Origin of the sequence: uncultured Ruminococcus sp. (assembly GCF_947301925.1) — a bacterium.
In the GTDB taxonomy this organism is placed as follows: Bacteria; Bacillota; Clostridia; order Oscillospirales; family Ruminococcaceae; genus Ruminococcus.
The window spans coordinates 95,995-114,381 of sequence record NZ_CAMYUE010000007.1; the positions used below are offsets into that span (position 1 = coordinate 95,995).

Sequence of the window (18,387 nt, forward strand, 5' to 3'; positions counted from 1 at the left end):
ACTAAGTAAGTCTGAATGGTATATCGTCTGCTTCTTCGTGACGCCGCAAACGGCGTTTCCAACTGATTTCTTAGCTCTTAGTTCTTAGCTCTGATAACAGCTTATTCAATAGCGCCTACCTTGCACTGCTCCTGAGCGGAGAGCCTCCGCTCCCGACATAGCAGCCCTGAGTTTTTCGCGTTCAGCCGCTTATTCGATAGCTCCGACCTTGCACTGTTCCTGGCAGATGCCGCAGCCTACGCAGAGAGTATGATCGATGACTGCCTTGCCGTCTCTCATGGAGATAGCAGGACATCCCAGCTTCATACACATCTTGCAGCCTACGCACTTGTCTGCGTTGACCTTGAGAGGCGGATTGTGCTTTACATACTTGAGAAGTGCGCAGGGACGGCGTGAGATGATAACTGATGCTTCATCAGCAGCAAGCTCCTCCCTGATAGCAGCCTCTGTCTCGGCAAGCTTGTAAGGATCTGTTACTCTTACACGCTTGATGCCGATAGCCTTGCACAGCTCCTCGAGGTTAACGGCGGCAGCGGGATCTCCCTTCAGGTTCTTTCCTGTGGTGGGGTTCTGCTGGTGGCCTGTCATACCTGTGATGGAGTTGTCCAGTATGATGACTGTGGAGTTTGAATTATTGTAAGCGATATTCACAAGTCCTGTCATGCCGCTGTGCATGAAGGTGGAATCGCCGATAACTGCAACACTCTTGTGCTCGGACTCTGCTCCCCTTGCCTTGTTGAAGCCGTGGAGTCCCGAGATAGAAGCGCCCATGCAGATAGTTGTATCTATAGCGTTGAGAGGTGCGGCAGCGCCCAGTGTGTAGCAGCCGATATCTCCCGATACTGTTACGCCCAGCTTCTTCAGGCAGTAGAACAGTCCTCTGTGGGGACATCCTGCACACATTACGGGAGGACGAACGGGGATCTCATCTTCCAGAGCTGTGAATTCCTTCTTCTCGCCCAGAAGCTTCTCTGCGATGACAGACTGGGGAAGCTCGCCGATATAGCCGAATATCTCCTTGCCCTTCACGTTGTTCACGCCGATGTTGCGGCAGTGCTCCTCGATTATGCCGTCAAGCTCCTCGATAACGTATACCTGCTCGTACTTTGCGGCGAAATCCTGAATGAGCTTCTCGGGGAGAGGATTTACCATACCCAGCTTCAGTACAGAGGCCTTGTCGCCCAGTGCTTCCTTTACATACTGGTATGCGGCGCCGTTGGTGATAACACCGAACTCTGCCTTGTCCGATATCTCAACTCTGTTGAGAGGTGTGGTCTCTGCGTACTCGATGAGCTTCTTTGTGCGCTCCTCAACGAAAACGTGTCTGCCCTTTGCGTATGCGGGCATCATTACGAACTTTGAGGGAGTCTTTTCGTAGTCCTTGAGAGGAAGCTCCTGACGGTCCTCCATCTCCACTATGCTCTGTGAGTGAGCGACTCTTGTGGACATTCTTACGATAAAGGGAGCGTCGTACTTCTCGGAGAGCTCAAATGCCAGCTTGACGAACTCCTTGCATTCGGTGGAATCAGAGGGCTCCAGCATAGGCACCTTTGAAGCGATAGCATGGTGACGGCTGTCCTGCTCGTTCTGAGAGGAGTGCATACCCTGATCGTCGGCAACTGCGATGACCATACCTGCGTTCACGCCTGTATATCCTGCTGTGTAGAGAGGGTCTGCGGCAACATTGAGACCGACGTGCTTCATTCCGCAGAAGCTTCTTGCGCCTGCGATGGAAGCTCCGAGAGCTGTCTCCATAGCCACCTTCTCATTGGGAGCCCACTCTGCGTAGACCTCGTCATACTTTGCCACCTCCTCGGTGATCTCCGTGGAGGGAGTACCGGGATAGCTCGATACTACGCGGCATCCTGCCTCGTATAAGCCTCTTGCGAAGGCTTCGTTTCCAAGCATAAGTTTCTTCATTTTATGTATTTTCCTTTCATGTTAAAGATTATCATATTTATTAAGCCCTTGGCTTTTTGCAGTGGCGCACGGTGTGCGCCCCTATAAGCGGCTTATCCGCTCCCTGACGGCTGATAACGGCTTATTTCATCAAACAGCCACTTAGCCACGCCGTCATCGCCGTTGGCTCCGATGACTATGTCGGCTGCCGCCTTTACCTCGTCCCTGGCGTTTTCCACGGCTACTCTTATATCCGCCTGTCCGAACATGGGCAGATCGTTGAGGTTATCGCCGAAGGCAACTATCTCGTCAAAGCCGTATTCCTCCCGCAGGAAACGCAGTCCGTTGGACTTTGAGGCCTTATGGGAGAATATCTCCAGATACCACGAATCGTCGTATACGTCAAGATAAAAGGCGATATCCACGCCTGCTATCCTCTCGGCTTCAAGCTTTACGGGCAGAAGCTGGTCATACTTACCTCTTGTGGTGAAATACACCGTGTACTCGTCGGCGCAGTCCTCAAGGCGGCACTGCACAAAGGGCTTTTTGTACCGGTGTTTCCTGACCTCCGCAAAGCTGCGCATCACCCTGCTGGTGAGCTGCTCATAGTAACAGGTAAGAGCGCCGTTGTCTATGCGGTACATGAAGCATTCAACTCCGTGGCGCTTATAGGCTTCAAGGAGCTTCGCGGACGCCGCGGGATCAATGAACTCGTTCTTTACATAGCGTCTGTTCTTTATGTCATAGATGCTCACGCCGTTCATAAGTATGCAGGGCACGTTGATATCCAGCGCCGATGTTATGGGTATTGCCGAATATATGGACCTTGCAGTGGCGAAGGTGAAGTTCATGCCCTTTGCCGTCAGCGAGTTGATGATCTCTGCCGTGAGGGCTGTTATCTCAGGTTCGGGACTCAGCAGCGTACCGTCAAGATCGCTGATATAAAGTCTTTTCAAGCTGTAGATTCACCTCCGGAGCATCGCATAGATATTCATAATAACATTATAACATATTTTACGGAAAAAGGGAAGATTATTTTTCCGAGAGAGCGTATTTTGTCAATTCCGACGGAATTGACGGCTCCCGAATGTTGATACTGCATAATACAGGTTGCTGTGAGGACAAAAAAATCGCCCCGTCATTTCTGACGGGGCAAGGGGGATGTGTCTATATGAAATTTACCTGATCTCAAGTCTCTTTGAAAGGGGCGTCTCGGGCTTCTTTTTCGGCAGCTCAAGCACCAGGACGCCGTTTTTGTACTCGGCGGTGATGCCCTCGGCGTCTACGTCCGAAATATCGAAGCTCCTCTTGTACGAGCCGAATCTGCGCTCGCGGCGGATATAATTGCCCTTTTCGTCCTTTTCGTCGTTGTTTGTGCTGTGCTCGGCAGCAATAGTGAGCTGCGAGCCGTTGATATCAAGCTTGATATCCTCTTTCTCGAAGCCGGGAAGCTCCGATTCCATAACATATTTCTCACCGTCGTCGCGGATATCCGTGCGGCAGGTGTTTATCGGCATACTGTCGCCGTAAAAGCTTTTGTCAAAGTCGTCAAATGCGTTCCACAGGTCAAAGCCTGTTCTTCCGAAGGGTGTAAGTCCATACATCATAAGTCATACCTCCAATAATGATTTCATACTTATCCTATGCAGTTTTCCTTACAATATACACTTTCCATCGGTATCGCTTCCTTTCCTTTCACTGACTATATATTACAGCCCTTTTTTGAAAGGAATATCAAAGCTTTGTGACAGTATAATGAAAATTAGCACTCTCATACCGAGAGTGCTAATCCTCTGTTTTCATCCTACCCCTGAAGGTTCCCCGAGAACCAGGTGTACACCCCGTTGATTTCGCTGTTTTCCGACCTGATGTCGGTCATGCACCTGTTCTCATGAAGCCCGACAGTCACGGGCTCTCCCTTTTCATCATAGCAGATGCCGCTCCAGCTGTAGCAAGGCGCCTCCACCGCAGGAAGCTCCTCGCGCACCGCAAGCGAGGTACTGCCGCTCTTTGCCGCAGCCTCCAGCCTGAGATATTCCTCCTCCAGCTCCGCCCTGTCACAGGAGCGTAAAAGCATGATATCGTTTTCAAGACCTCCTGCCTCGTATCTCTCCGAAAGCTCGGCCACGCTGAGATGCTTCACATCATCGGACACTACATCGTAGTAATCGCCCGATGAATCGCAGAACTGTCTTACGCTAATATCCTCCCCGCTTATCTGATACAGAAAAACTATAGCGGGCAGCTTCGGCATTCTGCGCTTTTCAGCGCTGCCGCAGCCCGTACAGCACCCCACGAGAAGAACAATAGCCGAAAACGCAGCCAGTGTTCTCTCCATATCATCACCCCTTAAAAACTGTATCTGTAATATAAGTGTTTTCAGAGGGGCGTTTTGATGCATTCTGCCATGAACTTTGTATACTTGCACAATTGTACAGCTTGTTATTTGGAGGATATGCTTATCCCTCCGGCTGCTGAAGGACTATATCCTCGAATTTTCCTCTTATGGCCTTCACCAGTGCCTGCGGCGAGAGCCTTATCTGAGTGCCTATGCGGCCGCCGCTTATGTAGAAAAGCTCCATTGGCTCGGCGCTGCTGTGTATCACCGTCATGAACTGCTTCTTCATACCGATAGGCGTACAGCCGCCGCGTACATAGCCCGTAACCGCCGTTATGTCCTTGACGTGGAGCAGCTCCACGGACTTCTCGCCTACGCTCTTTGCCGCCTTTTTCAGGTCAAGTTCCAGTGCAACGGGCAGCAGGAAGCAGTAACAGCTTCCGCTCTTGCCGCGGGCCACAAGTGTCTTGAAGGTCTCCTCAAGAGGCTGTCCCAGCTTTTCGGCGGTGTGTATGCCGTCTATGAACTCCCCGCACTCGTAGGTCTGAACGGTGTACTCTATTTTGTTCTTTTCAAGAAAACGCATTGCGTTGGTCTTCAGTTCCTTTGCCATTTCTTCTCCTCAGTTCAGTATGCCGTTTTTTTGGAAATATTCATAGTTTTCGGGGCTCATGATGTCCTTCCAGACCTCGGGCATACGCTTTATCTCGCTGTCGAACACGCTCACCTCATACATGGGAAGCCCGTCGGGAGTCGGAGAATCAACGGGGAGCTGAGGCTTGCAGTTCTCATCAAGGTACTTCCTGAACTGATACTGATCCATGGGCGGCACTGCTTCGTCGCCGAACTTCAGGTCATTGTACTGCCCGACGCTTATGAGCTTTCCGTTTTCGTCATAGGTCGCACAGTAAACGGTCAGCCCTGTGGCAAGATCTATCTCCTTGTCGTAATAGCGCTTTACTTCTTCGCTGCGGTCAAGGTTTTTCTCAATATAGCTTCCGCTGACACAGGCCACCTTTACATCGCCTCTGTATCTTTCATCGGTAATGACGAAATCATCGTCCTCGCTTACGGCAGGGCCGGGTACATAATTAAAGAAAACATCTCCCATGATATGTATAGCGGAAACAGGCATATGATCCCATCTGTCGGTAATGGTGAAGCTGCCGCCGTATCTTCCGTCCGTACAGTATGCGCTGTTGAGATACTTAAAGCTCTCCTCACCCATTCTGTGACCGTCCACCTCACGCTCCGTGACCCATGCGGTCTGTGCGTCCTCGTCTATGCTGAAGCGGTAAATATGTCCCTCATAGCTGTCGCTGCTCTCAATGTACCGCTCTTCATAATGCTCGCCCGACCTTCTCCCGATGTCCTTGCACAGTTTAGCAGGATCGAGACCGTAAAGCTCCTCCTTCGTGAAGCTCAGCTCCTCTGCGGACTTTGCCGTGGTGACCGTCCGCCCGGTGACTGCCTCAGTTGCAGCAGCAGTCACGGCAGCAGTAACGTTCTCAGTAGTTGTCACGGGAGCCTCGGTCGCAGCAGCAGTCACAGCTTCCGACAGCCTTTCCCTTTCCTGCTTTTCTCCGCTGCATGAACAGCATATGGCGGCTGCCATTGCAAGAACAGCCGCTGCAATATATCTTTTCATGTTTTTTCTCCTTACAGCAGCCGTCAGTTGTTCCACAGAGCGTTCTCACAGGAAATGAAGCCGTCGAACACTTCGGGCATGAGCTTTATCTCTCCGTCCAGCACGCTCAGATCATGACAGAACATTCCCTGGGTATAGCCGCCGCTTTCGATGAGCTCCTTTACCTCCTGCTGAGTTTTCGGAGGCAGAGCTTCATCGCCGTATTTTATATCCTCGTAGCTTACATAGCGCAGCAGTCTGCCGCTGTGATCGTACAGTCCGCTCGCAACGCACATACCCGTGTCAAGGTCTATCTCCGAATCATATCTTGTGCCCCCCTCAGAGCCGCCGTCATATGTTCTGCTTATGCAGGCTATACGTCTGCCGTCTTCAGTCTTTTCGCCGATTATATCAAAATCATCATCGGATATAGTATAATTGGATTCGATGCAGTATCTGAAGTTCTCCGCAGACAGATGCACGGGCGCAACTCCGCCCACATAGGCCGTATAATGATCGCGGAATTCATAGCTCCTTTCGGGAGTTTCACTGCGCACACGGGTCTTTGTTTCGCTGTCGTAGCGCTCATAGCTCTCTGTGCCGTTTATGGAGTAGACGCTTATCTCATAGTCAAACACGTTCTTCACAGTCTGTCCGTCTGCGTCCATCACCTGTCCCCACACCCAGCCTGTCTGTATATTATTGTCAATGGCGAATTCATATCTCTCATCGGTATAGCTGCCGCTGTCCTCATCAAAGTCCTTTACGCAGCATACTCCCGATATCCTGCCATTGCAGATCTCCGTAAGATCAAGAGCTCTGAGATCATCCTTCGTGAAGCTCATCTCAGTCTGCTTGTCAGTGGTGACGGCGACGGTTGTGACCGCTTCGGCCGTCGTCTGAAGGGCGGTGGTTTCTGCCTCTGTAGTCTCTGCCGCGGCGGTCTCTGCTTCAGAGCTGCTCCCCGTGCTTTTTTTGCTGCATGAGCAGCACAGGGGTACAGCTATCAGCGCAGAAAGCAGCAATGCTGTATATTTTTTCATGGTTTTCTCCTTATATCAATAACCCCACCTTTAAGGGTGGGGCTTTACTTCTGTGAATTTGCCTTGCTGTATACGCAGCCGCAGTAATTCTGCCTGTACAGGCCGTACTGCCGCGACAGCTCTATGGAATGCTTGTATCCGTCATGCTTCTTGAAATCCGAGAACAGATAGGGCACTCCGCACTCCTCCTGCACCTGCCCTCCGCACTCGTTGATGAAGGTGCAGTCCTTGTGGGGGCTTATGGTGAGAGTTGTGGTGAACATATCACAGCCCAGCTCCGCAGCCTTTGCCCCTGCCTTTCTCAGTCGGAAGGCTATGCACTTCCGGCAGCGCTCTCCCCTTTCGGGAAGCTCCTCCAGTCCCTTTGCCAGCTCATAGAATGGCGCAGGATCGTACTCCTCCTCGATGACGGGGATATCCAGTCCCATTTCCTTCACCAGCCTTTTCAGCTCCGCAAGGCGGAAATCGAACTCCTCCTCGGGAGCGATGTTGGGATTGCAGAAATACAGCGTTATGCGGAAGTATCTGTCCAGTACCGTCAGTGTATGGCTGCTGCACGGCGCACAGCAGGCATGGAGCAGCAGAGACGGCCTCACGCCGCTCTTTTCCAGCTCCGCCAGCTTTTTGTCCAGAAGCAGGCCGTAATTGGTCTTAGGCTGAGGCGTCATCACTTGTCCTCAAGCTTTTTCAGCGCCTTGAGCTCCTCGCGGTTCACCTTTATCTCGGTATCCTTCAGGAGCTTTACCTCGCTCCTGTCAAGAGTCACCGGCACCTCGGACTTGTCTGTCTTTACGCGGAGCTTTCCTGTGATGAGGTTAACGTCCTCCACCTTGCCCCTGTCGCCGTCGGGAGTTACTACGATAGCGCCTATCTTGGGAGTTATCTTCAGCAGCGCCTCATAGGCGTTCTGCTCGTTCTTCAGGCAGCACATGAGCCTGCCGCAGGTACCCGATATCTTGGTGGGGTTAAGGGAAAGTCCCTGCTCCTTTGCCATCTTTATGGAAACAGGCTGGAAGTCGCCCATATAGGCCTTGCAGCAGAATTCCCTGCCGCATATTCCAAGTCCGCCCAGTATCTTTGCTTCGTCGCGGACGCCTATCTGGCGCAGCTCTATCCTTGTTCTGAATACTGCCGCAAGATCCTTTACCAGCTCGCGGAAGTCCACGCGGTTCTCCGCTGTGAAGTAGAACAGGAGCTTGTTGTTGTCAAAGGTACACTCCACATCTACCAGCTTCATATCCAGCTTGCGGAATGCTATCTTCTCCTCGCATATTCTGAATGCGTCCTTTTCGCGCTGCTTGTTCTTCTCCAGCGTTTTCATATCGTTCTCGTCTGCAAGCCTGATTATGGGCTTGAGGGGAGATGATATGAGCTCGTCGGGTATCTGGCGGTTTGCTATGACAACCTCGCCGCACTCTACTCCGCGGACGGTCTCCACTATGGCGCGGTCGCCGACCTCGGCCCTGATATCTCCCGGTGAGAAGTAATATATTTTTCCTACGCTCTTGAAGCGTACTCCGACTATTTCTTTCATAAAAGCTCCTATCTGAAAGTCTATCCGACTATATCCATTATCTCTGCCCCCAGCGCCGTAAGCGCAAGAGGTATGCTGACATTGCTCTCCACCGCTCTCCACGCCTTTTCTATGCGCTCGTGGAGCCTTGCGGACTGGCCTGCCGTAAGCCGCGACGACAGTATCTGCGCCGCTCTCCGCGAACAGCCTATGGTGCCTGCGCCGCTGTCCTTTGACAGCACTGCGGCGTCACGGAAAAGCTTATCCAGCATGGACAGCACCTCTCTGACGTCATTTCTCTCTCTGCCCGCAGAGAAAAGTCCCACGCTGAGAGCGTACTCATCCTTACCTATTATACTATCAGCGATGGCTTTTGTCAAATCCACACGCTTCCTCAGAGCCTCATCGCCTATATAGCTCTCGCACATACCGATATTTCCGTGGAAGCAGTCCACTGCCCTGTCTATGTCATCTGCGCTGTAGCCCTTGTCCGCAAGAGCCGCCCTTGCCTCCTCCTCGGTGCAGGGAGACGCCGTGAAGCATACGCAGCGTGAGATTATAGTGGGCAGGAACTCCGACTTTGAGCCGCAGGTGAATATGAAATAGGCATACTCGGGAGGCTCCTCGATGAGCTTCAGCAGGGTGTTCTGGGTTCTCGTGTCCACATTGTGACAGTCGGCGAAGATGTACACCTTGCAGCCGCTGCTGTTGTTGGGCTTCACATAGGCGTCGGCGATGACCTCCCTTGCGGTGGCCACGCTGTAATTGCCCAGCTTTCCCGTCTTTTCGGGGAATATGACATCGGGGTGTATGCCCTTTTCCACATTGGTGCAGGCATGGCATACTCCGCAGGGCACGCCGTTATGGGGCTGCTCGCACATGAGCGCCTGTGTGTAATATCTTGCCATGAGCTTCCTGCCCGTGCCCCTGTCTCCGCATATCATCACGGAGTGGGCAGTCCTGCCGCTGGAGGCCATTGCCGCAAGTGTGTCAAGGAGCTGCCTGTTGCCGTAAATATTCTCCATGCTCAGTCCTTTACGAAGGGAAGTCTGCTCTTTCCGCGTATCACGAAGGCTACAGCCTTCTTGTGGCAGCATATGCGGTTCACTTTCTCATTGCCGCCGTACTCGCCGTCCCTTGTCCACCTGAATGGCTCGTCGGAGAGGTTGGTCACCGTTATCTCATCGGTGCGGAAGGATATGATGTTCTTGTCCGTGGTGTCGTTCTTCATCAGGGCAAGTGCAGTCTTTCCCAGCTCCGCCTTGTTTTTCGGCTTCTTTATAAGAGTTACCTCGAACAGGCCGTCGTCAAGGAGGAAGTCCTTCACCTTTATCATGCCGCCTACGGAAGCGGTATTGGTTATCATGCCCACAATGAATTCGTCCTCGATAACATTGCCGTCATACTCTATGCGCAGGGGCTTTGCCTTTATGGTGCCCAGCTGGGTGGCTCCCTCGGCAAGGTATGCAGCGTGGCCGAATACGTTCTTCAGCTTCTGTGAGGTCTCATAGGTGATATTTGTAAAGGCGCCGAATGCGGCAACATAGGAGAAATAGCCGCCGTTGAAGCCGCCTACGTCGCAGAGCACGGGCTTTCCGTGGGTTATGGCCTTTGCAGCCTTCATGCGGTCGGAGGGTATGCCGAGACTTCTGGCAAAATCATTGGTGGAGCCCGCAGGCACATAGCCTATGGGGATCTTCCTGTCACAGGACATAACGCCCTGTAAGCACTGGCTGAGAGTACCGTCGCCGCCTGCCACTACCAGCATATCATAACCCTGCTCGCAGGCGTAAACAGCCTGCTCCACAGCGTCCTCGCCGCTCTGGGTGGTATGGACGGTGACCTTGTAGCCCTCCCTGACGAATTCATCGATTATACTTCCAAGCGTCTTGCTTATGGCTGCCTTTCCGGCAACGAGATTAACAACGAAATACATCCTTTTCATGGCTTTTCTCTCCTTATATGGCGCAGCGGACAGAATGATACTGCCCGCTGACGGATATTATAATGTCTTCAGGAACTCGGAAAGAGTCTTGGGCTCGACGTCGGACTGGCCGCAGTATGCGTAGTAAGCCAGTATCTTTGAAGCGTCAACGGAGTTTACGTCGCCGTTGGCGTCAACGTCTGCCGCCTTGGTCTGTTCTGCGTCAAAATCGCCCTTGCCGTCTCCGCTGGAGGTCTTTGCGTACTCCGCAAGCACCTTTGATGCGTCAACTGCGTTTATATCGCCGTTGCCGTCAACATCGCCTGGAGCGTACTTCTTCACAGGCTGAGTCGTTGTAGTTGTGGTAGTGGTCTTTGATGTTGTGGTCGTTGTAGTGGTGGTCTTTGATGTTGTGGTGGTAGTTGTTGTAACAGGTTCAACGCCTGCTACCTTATTGTAGGTCTCAAGGGCGATGGCGGGGTACTTGTCCTTGTCGCCGAGACCGTTGAAGGTCTGTGAAAGGAGGCCGTTATCCTTGTGGAGCCTACCTATCTTGTCGAGAACGGCTGCCGCAATGGCGATATGTCCCTTCTGATTGGGGTGAACATCGGCTGTAGCCAGCGAGCCTGTCTGTATATCCACAAAGTAATTTGCATTGCCGGGATTGCTCGTGGAGGGAGTCTTTTCCAGTGATGTGAACTGCGACTTAACGTCCACTACCTCTATGCCGTCAATAGCGCTTATCCTGTCGTTATAAGCGGACATCATGTTCTCGCAGCGGAGCCTGATGATGCTCAGGAACGAAGCGTAGTCCGACTGGCTGCCGTAGGCCTTGGCAACATATGAGGGCTCAAGCTGAATGGGCTGGTAGAGGTTCTGCACAAGTATCCTTGTATCGGGCGATATGGCCTTTATCTCCTCCACAGCCTTCTTCAGGTTGGGTATGGTCTGCTTGTTGAGAGTTCCGTCCTTTGAGGTTATGCTGCTGAATGCGGAGCCTATCTCGTCGGTGACCTCGCGCTGTGCGGTCATGCCGCCCTTTGACATATAGTCCATAAGGCCGCCCTCGTCCCTGACATTGAGCATTTTTGTAAGATCGCCCAGGGAGGGCTTCTCGGGGATATCGTCCTTGGAATAACCGTCCTTTAAGAACTTCTCGGAAGTCTTGCTGCCTGCGTAGTCAAGGATATACTTTGCCAGTGAGTTCATGATATCGTTGCCGCCCACTGAGATGACTACCGCCTCGGCGCCTGCAACTGCCTTCTTCTGGTCGGCTGTAAAGCCCTCCACGGTACTGATAACGTCCTCGGTATCGTATCCCGTTACTGCGTAGTTATACACCTTGCAGCCGAGATAATCGCCGCATATCTCGCCGTAGTTGTGCTCGACCTTTCCCGAGCGCAGGTCGCCTGCGGCTATGCTGTCGCCGAGAAGGACTATTCCCGACTTGTTGGCCGCAGCGGTCTTGCCCTGCTCCGCATATACTGTTGCTGATGTAAGTGAGGCAGCTGCCATTGCCGCAGAAACGGCAGCTGATATAAGCTTCTTCATGTTATTTCTCCTTCCGGCTGCACCGCAGCCTGTCTTAGTGTGTATCATTCTGCATCTGTCGCTGTGCCGGGCTTACTTTGCGCCTTCCATTATCGCCTTCAGCAGAGCGTTGTTCCATGTGAGCTTGCTCCTGTTGAGGAGGCCGAAGCTGGAATCTCCGTTCATCTTGCTGTTGTCCCATACGAAGCACTTTATGCCCTGTGCCTTTGCATTGCTGATGTAATACTGATAGTAGGACGCCCTCTCCTCCTCGGAGGCGGAGTTCACGCAGCCGAACTCGTCTATGATAACGGGTATGCCCTTGTCTATGAACTTGCGCTTGAGCTCCTGGAACTTGGCGTCTATCTCGCCCTTGCCGCTTTCGGTAAAGGTCTTTTCGGTTCCGTCAGAGAACTTCCAGGGCGCATAGTAATGTACCGAGAGTATGACATTGCCTCCCGAGGGGACCGACATCTCGTTGAGCGCTATGGTGTCCGCAGAGGCAGCATATGTGGTGACTATGAGCGTTCTGTCCGCATTCTTGCCGCCCGTTGCACGGACTGTGTTCACGAAGTCGCGGACATAGCGGTTTATGACCGCTCTCTCCGAGGCGGTGCCGCCCATCCATTCCATTGAGGAGCCTGTTGTTCTGGGCTCGTTCATGCCCTCGAACAGGAGACGGTCGTCATAGTCCGCAAATCTTGCGGCTATCTGCTTCCATATCTCCTTCATACGCGCACTGTCCCCTTCGTAGGAGCTCTCCTGGGGGTCGAACCAGATATAGTCGTCGTGGTGCATATTGATGATAACGAAGAGACCTTCATTGTACGCATAGTCGACTACCTGCTGAACACGGTCCATCCACTCCTTCTGTATAACATCGCCGTCCATGTGCTCCGACCATGTGACAGGTATTCTCACTGCATTGAAGCCTGCCTTCTTGACAGTCTGTATGATCTCCTTTGTAGTTGCGGGGTTGCCCCAGCCTGTCTCGGTGTCTGTGCCGGATCTGCCTGTATTGTAGCTCTCAAGGCTGTTGCCCAGGTTCCAGCCCACCTTTATCCCGGATACTATATCGCTTGCCGAACGGAAGCCGCTGTCCTTTGCAGGCTCTGTAGCTGCCTGTGTGGTCGGCTCCGCAGGTGTTGTGACAAGGGGTATATATCCCATCTGCTGGCTGTACTTCACGCTGACCTTGTCCAGTGTGACCGTGGGCTGCTCGCTCCACCAGTAGCCCAGCACCAGCTCGTTGTTCTGCGCCATATAGGACTTTGCGGCCGCAGGCACGAACCATATCAGGTCCAGTGTGGAGCTGTCCGTGAATATTGCCGTATCAACGGACTGATAAGTGCCTGCCGACGAAGCCAGTCCGAAGGCGCCCGTATACTTTCCGAAGCCGCCCGACGAGCTTACGCTGAAGGTGACTGCCTCGGGGACATTTCCCTCGGGTATGAAGTCAAGGGGCACACGGATAGTATTGTCGGCGTCGGAATAGCCGACGCTTACGCCCACTTCCTTCTCTGCGGTACCGTCAACGGGGATGTTCCTGCTCCTGTCGAAGCGGCACACCACGTTCTCTATCCTTATCCTGTCGCAGTTGCCCCACCAGTAGCCGAAAAGCACCTCTCCGTTGGCGCTTATGTAGTCGGTGAGCTCCTCGGGGACGTTCCATGTTATCTCGCCGTAGCCTCCCTGTGTGGGGAAGGTCATATCCGGAGACTGGTACCAGTAATCGTTTGTCTTTGCGGGACACTCGTCCGCAACTGAAATGCCGAAGCCCCCCTTGAATTCGCCGATATCCGTACCGCCGTCCGAATATATGGTAAAGGTGAACGAACGGACCTTGTCTCCGTCCTCTATAAGATCGGCAAGCGGGAATTTCGTGGTATTGCTTCCCGACGCCCGTCCGATCGTTCTGTCAGCGGTAAGCTGTGAGCCAAGAGTCGCCGAAACAGTCTCAACTGGGCTTATATGCTCGGTCGCCATCTCTGTAGTTTCCTCCTCGGTTTTTGCAGTCGTGCTGTCCGCGGCCGCTGTCTCTCTCTCTATTTCAGACACAGCCGAAGAACCACCCTTCTTTGCGCATGACACCGGTGACAGCAGCATTGCCGCCGCAGTGAGCAGCGCCATTGTATTTTTTTTCATTTTTTATGTCCTTTCCTTATCGCCTGGTCCGCAGACCAAAAAACATAATCAAAAACACTATTTATTATAACACGGCTGGGCTCTCATTGCAATACCCGTTTTTTACTAATATCACCGGCAGCCTTAGTACATTATTTATAATAATGCCGATAGTCTGCATTTCACTTCCGACCCGAAAATGACAGAACAGTGAAACAAAGGTGGTGAAACTGTGTCTCTTTGCAAAAGAATTGATTACAATTTTCACTTCGGCTTGACAAACTATTGCCTCTTGTGTATAATAAGTATAAGCTGAGCGGAGAGCACTGCTCCGCATTTTTATGAAAAAACAAGGTTATATATGAAAGGACGCAAAACTATGAGCAATTTCAAGAAAAGAGCCATTGCGCTGGCTTCTGTCGCCTGCGTTGCTCTCACATCTATCGCTTCATGCTCAGATTCGGGTTCGGGCAGCAATAGCGGCAAAAGCGGTAATAATACTGCAACTACAGCAGGTTCTGTAAACGCTACCAACGCAGACGGTACTCCCGCTACTTCGCCCGTAGGCGGAAACAATCTGGACAGCATCAAGAATGAGGACGGAAACGTTGTCATCACTCCCTTCCAGTCGGGTACTCCCAACGAGATCGGTATCACACCTCCCGACGCCGATGTTGACCTCAACTCGGCTGATCCCGTTTCCACCGAGCCCGCTACCGAGATCGTCGAGGTAACCGAGGCAAACGGCGAAAAGGCTACCGACCCGGCAGGCAACGTGGTAACACAGATCGTTACAAAGCCCACAGAGTCAGCCGCTGAAAGCTACAAGTCAAAGACTGATTCAAGATACTGCCTCTGGATCGATATTTCCAAGGATTCGGACTATATCTTCAACGATCAGTTCATCAAGGTCACATTCAAGCTCAAGGACGATATCCCCGACAGGGACTATGCCGTAAGATTCAACCCCGATCTTTCAAGCGTTGCAGGCGTTTCCGTAACTCCCGACAAGGTAGTTCAGGGTACTATCAGAGTCGGCGGCGATATCGCTGCTCAGGACGTTTCAGGCGAGACAGGCTTCGTTGCATACGGCGATAACGTTTCTGCCAAGGCCGGCGATACAGTTGATTACTACATCAACCTCAAGAACAACCCCGGTCTCGCAGCTATACTCGTATGGGTATACTTCGATTCAAACGCTATGGAGATCCAGAGCATCAGACCCGCAGGCGAGTTCGCAAACTTCGCAAAGACCACATCAGGCTCAAAGCCTAAGTGATAAGACCCTAAACAAAACAGTTACGCTCCCGGGCGATCGCCGATCACTTGGGAGCTTTGCTTTTATCCGATTATCTCAGAAGAAGGGCTGGTGAACTCTGTGCTCGATATTTACTGTATACTTACAGGCTTGCTGAAGCTGTCATTCTTTCCCGTGCTGCTGATAGTATGCCATAAAAAGGCGGAAGTAAGGCTGCTGCCCGCATTCGCGGCTCTGGCGGCGTGCTTTCCCGTGTTTATCGCAGCAGGCGTCATACGCTCGGGCTTTGAACGTCAGCACATCGACTTCTTTATAAAACAGGCCGTTCTCTACAGTATATTCGAGGAGGGCGCAAAATACCTGATGCTGCGCTTTCTGCTCAGGTCATACGACAGACCTGCCGACGCGGTGTCCTACGGCATAGGCCACGGCTACTTCGAGGAGTTCGGCGCCGCCTTTACCTGCTTCGGACTTGTGGGTACAGGCAGAGCAGGCCATGACATCTTCTGGTTCAATCTCTTCTCCGTGCCTGTAGGAGCGGTGTCCTGTATTGCCGTCACCGTACTTATCTTCTACGGCATACACAATGGAAAAAGCATCATCACCCTTCCTGCGGCAATGCTGCTGCACTTTTTCGGCAATATCTCCGCAGCCCTCCTTATGGAGTCCGCAGCCATAGCTGTACACCTCGTCCTGACCGCAGGAGCGGCTTTTGCCGCGTATAAGTGCTGTAAAGCCATGGCATATCCCTCGCGGAACGGAATGTAAAAAGCTCCCGGAAGCAGCCCGTAACTGCCTTCCGGGAATTTTTTTCGGAAAAGACTTGACAAATGTAAATTCAGCTGATATAATATAATCATACCAAACATATAGGTAATATAGAGAACTTGTTGAGGTGCTTGCAATGGTACATTTATTCTATGGGCGATGTTGACCTGAGTCAATGTCATTATTTATCAGTTCAAAGGAATATTATTAATCTTGAAAAGGAGATATTATCATGAAAGTTTATAAGAAGATCACAGACCTTATCGGAAACACCCCCCTTCTCGAACTCACAGGCATCGAGGAGAAGAACGAGCTCGGCGCAAAGATATTCGCAAAGCTTGAATACTTCAACCCCGCAGGAAGCGTAAAGGACAGAATTGCCAAGGCTATGATAGACGACGCCGAGGCCAAGGGTATACTCAGGGAGGGCAGCGTTATCATCGAGCCCACCAGCGGTAACACAGGTATCGGTCTTGCTTCCGTTGCAGCTGCAAGAGGCTACCGCCTCATCATCACAATGCCCGAGACCATGAGCATCGAGCGCCGCAACCTCATGAAGGCTTACGGTGCAGAGCTGGTGCTCACAGAGGGCTCCAAGGGTATGAAGGGCGCTATCGCCAAGGCTGAGGAGCTTGCTCACGAGATAGAGGGCAGCTTTATCCCCTCTCAGTTCACAAATCCCGCTAACCCCGCTATCCACGAAAAGACCACAGGCGTTGAGATCTGGAACGATACCGACGGCAAGGTGGATATCTTCGTTGCAGGCGTAGGTACAGGCGGTACTCTCAGCGGTACAGGCGCTTATCTCAGATCACAGAATCCCGATGTTAAGATAGTTGCCGTTGAGCCCAAGAGCTCGCCCGTGCTCTCCGAGGGCACAGCAGGTCCCCACAAGATACAGGGTATAGGCGCAGGCTTCGTGCCCGATACTCTCAATACAGATATCTATGACGAGATAATCACAGTCTCCAACGAGGACGCATTCGAGACAGGCAGAGCTATCGTAAGAACAGAGGGCGTGCTTGTGGGCATTTCTTCGGGCGCTGCTTTATGGGCAGGTATCCAGCTTGCAAAGCGTCCCGAAAACAAGGGCAAGAACATCGTTGTTCTCCTCCCCGATACAGGCGAGCGTTACCTCTCCACACCTATGTTTGAATAATATCTGAGTTTGCCATATACGAAAAAACAGCCGCTGTTATCATGCGGCTGTTTTTTTCGGGCATAACAAAAGGCGGCTGATGCCGCCTTATTTCATATGCAGTAGTCTGCGCCTTTTCCCGAATTCTTTTCGATGATGTCCTGAAGTGTCAGGCTGTCAAGATAATCGGTCACTGACTTATAAAGCCCCTCCCACACGAAAAGAGTGGAGCATTCGCCTGCACGGGGACATTCGTTGGGTTCGAACTCCAGACAGGCAACGGGCGCAAGGCTTCCCTCTGTGGCTCTGAGTATATCTCCCACAGTAACTTCGGCAGCCTTTCCAGCAAGCATATAGCCGCCCTTGTTTCCGCGGTTCGTCCTGAGAAGTCCCGTCTTGTTCAGCAGCGGAACTATCTGTTCCAGGTATTTCTTTGATATGTTCTGTCTGTCCGCGATGTCCTTCAGTGATATATATCCTTCCTCATGATGGATAGCGAGATCATATAACATCCTCAGCGCGTACCTGCCTTTTGTTGATATCTTCATCATTTCACGTCCTTTCGAGCAGGTGATACTACAATTATACCATAGGTTTAGTAGGTTTGCAAGTCTTTTTTTCAAAACAGCCCATCTGTACACATTATCACATTATCACATTATCAGCTTTCCACTATCGCAATTTAAACTGTTAAAGTACATTGCTTTATTATAACCGAGCAAGTGATAATCTGATAAACTGATAAACTGTGCAGCAATACAAAAAGCTCTCCTGTATACGGGAGAGCTTTTTACCGGGATAAAGTCAGTGGCTTATTTTCTTTTTCGATGAAACATACCAAATGTTCCCCCAAGTATCATAATAGACGGTCTCATAATACGATTCATCATAATCCAGTGTTTTTCTCACAACACCGTCGCAGGCCTTGCAGCGCACTACATTCCATGTAAAGTAGTAGTAATCTGTCGAAACAGTTCTTTTAATGCCTAATATAAGCTTCTGCTTTGTATTTTTTACCATAAATTCCTGTTCAGTTCTTGTATAGGTATACTGTCCGTGATTATGAGGCGTATTGGGAGAAACTGTTGCTGCCACCGCTGTTAATGTATTTGTCTTTGAAGAAACCGTATTTGTGAATGCTGTACCTGTGCCGAGAAGTGTCAATGCCATGAAAGCCGCTGCGGCTTTTTTGATAGCTTTATTCATTGTTATTCCTCCGTTACAT

18 protein-coding genes are annotated in these 18,387 nt (G+C 51.6%); 3 read left to right on the plus strand and 15 right to left on the minus strand.

Annotated features, from left to right (window positions below):
• Nucleotides 1-189: 189 nt before the first annotated feature.
• From iorA to Q0Y65_RS09955, 13 genes are all read right to left on the minus strand, one after another.
• Entirely contained in the window at nt 190-1,920 is a 1,731-nt protein-coding gene (gene iorA / locus Q0Y65_RS09895; protein WP_297959335.1) for an indolepyruvate ferredoxin oxidoreductase subunit alpha, read from the minus strand.
• A 92-nt stretch (nt 1,921-2,012) separates the two neighbouring features.
• Complete coding sequence (locus Q0Y65_RS09900; RefSeq protein WP_297959337.1) at nt 2,013-2,855, minus strand: HAD family hydrolase; 843 nt, start codon at nt 2,853-2,855, stop codon at nt 2,013-2,015.
• A 222-nt stretch (nt 2,856-3,077) separates the two neighbouring features.
• The gene (locus Q0Y65_RS09905) at nt 3,078-3,506 is read right to left on the minus strand and encodes an Hsp20/alpha crystallin family protein (protein WP_297959339.1); all 429 of its coding nucleotides are present in this window, start codon (nt 3,504-3,506) and stop codon (nt 3,078-3,080) included.
• Nucleotides 3,507-3,703: 197 nt separating this feature from the next.
• Nucleotides 3,704-4,237 carry a hypothetical protein gene (locus tag Q0Y65_RS09910; protein ID WP_297959341.1) on the minus strand — a complete coding sequence of 178 codons (534 nt, stop codon included), beginning with the start codon at nt 4,235-4,237 and terminating at the stop codon, nt 3,704-3,706.
• A gap of 121 nt (nt 4,238-4,358) precedes the next feature.
• The gene (ybaK, locus tag Q0Y65_RS09915; RefSeq protein ID WP_297959343.1) at nt 4,359-4,850 is read right to left on the minus strand and encodes a Cys-tRNA(Pro) deacylase; all 492 of its coding nucleotides are present in this window, start codon (nt 4,848-4,850) and stop codon (nt 4,359-4,361) included.
• A gap of 9 nt (nt 4,851-4,859) precedes the next feature.
• Entirely contained in the window at nt 4,860-5,885 is a 1,026-nt protein-coding gene (locus tag Q0Y65_RS09920; RefSeq protein WP_297959345.1) for a hypothetical protein, read from the minus strand.
• 23 nt (nt 5,886-5,908) lie between these two features.
• Nucleotides 5,909-6,907, minus strand: a complete 999-nt coding sequence (locus Q0Y65_RS09925) for a hypothetical protein (protein ID WP_297959347.1) — start codon at nt 6,905-6,907, stop codon at nt 5,909-5,911.
• A 44-nt stretch (nt 6,908-6,951) separates the two neighbouring features.
• Entirely contained in the window at nt 6,952-7,575 is a 624-nt protein-coding gene (locus Q0Y65_RS09930; protein WP_297959349.1) for an epoxyqueuosine reductase QueH, read from the minus strand.
• Entirely contained in the window at nt 7,575-8,441 is an 867-nt protein-coding gene (locus Q0Y65_RS09935; RefSeq protein WP_297959351.1) for a stage 0 sporulation family protein, read from the minus strand. Before Q0Y65_RS09935 ends, Q0Y65_RS09930 begins: the two co-directional genes overlap by 1 nt.
• A gap of 20 nt (nt 8,442-8,461) precedes the next feature.
• Nucleotides 8,462-9,445, minus strand: a complete 984-nt coding sequence (locus Q0Y65_RS09940; RefSeq protein ID WP_297959353.1) for a DNA polymerase III subunit delta' — start codon at nt 9,443-9,445, stop codon at nt 8,462-8,464.
• Nucleotides 9,446-9,447: 2 nt separating this feature from the next.
• A complete protein-coding gene (locus Q0Y65_RS09945) occupies nt 9,448-10,365 on the minus strand; it encodes a diacylglycerol kinase family protein (protein WP_297959355.1) in 918 nt (305 codons plus the stop codon).
• 57 nt (nt 10,366-10,422) lie between these two features.
• On the minus strand, nt 10,423-11,895 hold the full coding sequence (locus tag Q0Y65_RS09950) for a GDSL-type esterase/lipase family protein (RefSeq protein ID WP_297959357.1): 1,473 nt from the start codon (nt 11,893-11,895) through the stop codon (nt 10,423-10,425).
• Nucleotides 11,896-11,967: 72 nt separating this feature from the next.
• Nucleotides 11,968-14,019, minus strand: a complete 2,052-nt coding sequence (locus Q0Y65_RS09955) for a cellulase family glycosylhydrolase (protein ID WP_297959359.1) — start codon at nt 14,017-14,019, stop codon at nt 11,968-11,970.
• Between the two features lie 358 nt (nt 14,020-14,377).
• Here Q0Y65_RS09955 and Q0Y65_RS09960 point away from each other — a divergent pair, with 358 nt between their 5' ends.
• The 3 genes from Q0Y65_RS09960 to cysK all read left to right on the plus strand — a co-directional run bounded on the left by Q0Y65_RS09960 (nt 14,378) and on the right by cysK (nt 17,183).
• Complete coding sequence (locus Q0Y65_RS09960) at nt 14,378-15,277, plus strand: hypothetical protein (protein ID WP_297959361.1); 900 nt, start codon at nt 14,378-14,380, stop codon at nt 15,275-15,277.
• Between the two features lie 90 nt (nt 15,278-15,367).
• Nucleotides 15,368-16,024 carry a YhfC family glutamic-type intramembrane protease gene (locus Q0Y65_RS09965; RefSeq protein ID WP_297959362.1) on the plus strand — a complete coding sequence of 219 codons (657 nt, stop codon included), beginning with the start codon at nt 15,368-15,370 and terminating at the stop codon, nt 16,022-16,024.
• A 232-nt stretch (nt 16,025-16,256) separates the two neighbouring features.
• Nucleotides 16,257-17,183 (plus strand): cysteine synthase A, encoded by a 927-nt coding sequence (cysK, locus tag Q0Y65_RS09970; RefSeq protein ID WP_297959363.1) that lies wholly within the window; start codon nt 16,257-16,259, stop codon nt 17,181-17,183.
• Nucleotides 17,184-17,275: 92 nt separating this feature from the next.
• Here cysK and Q0Y65_RS09975 read toward each other — a convergent pair whose 3' ends face one another.
• Both Q0Y65_RS09975 and Q0Y65_RS09980 read right to left on the minus strand, forming a co-directional pair.
• Complete coding sequence (locus Q0Y65_RS09975) at nt 17,276-17,710, minus strand: Rrf2 family transcriptional regulator (protein ID WP_297959364.1); 435 nt, start codon at nt 17,708-17,710, stop codon at nt 17,276-17,278.
• 256 nt (nt 17,711-17,966) lie between these two features.
• Nucleotides 17,967-18,368 carry a hypothetical protein gene (locus tag Q0Y65_RS09980; RefSeq protein WP_297959365.1) on the minus strand — a complete coding sequence of 134 codons (402 nt, stop codon included), beginning with the start codon at nt 18,366-18,368 and terminating at the stop codon, nt 17,967-17,969.
• Nucleotides 18,369-18,387 lie beyond the last annotated feature (19 nt).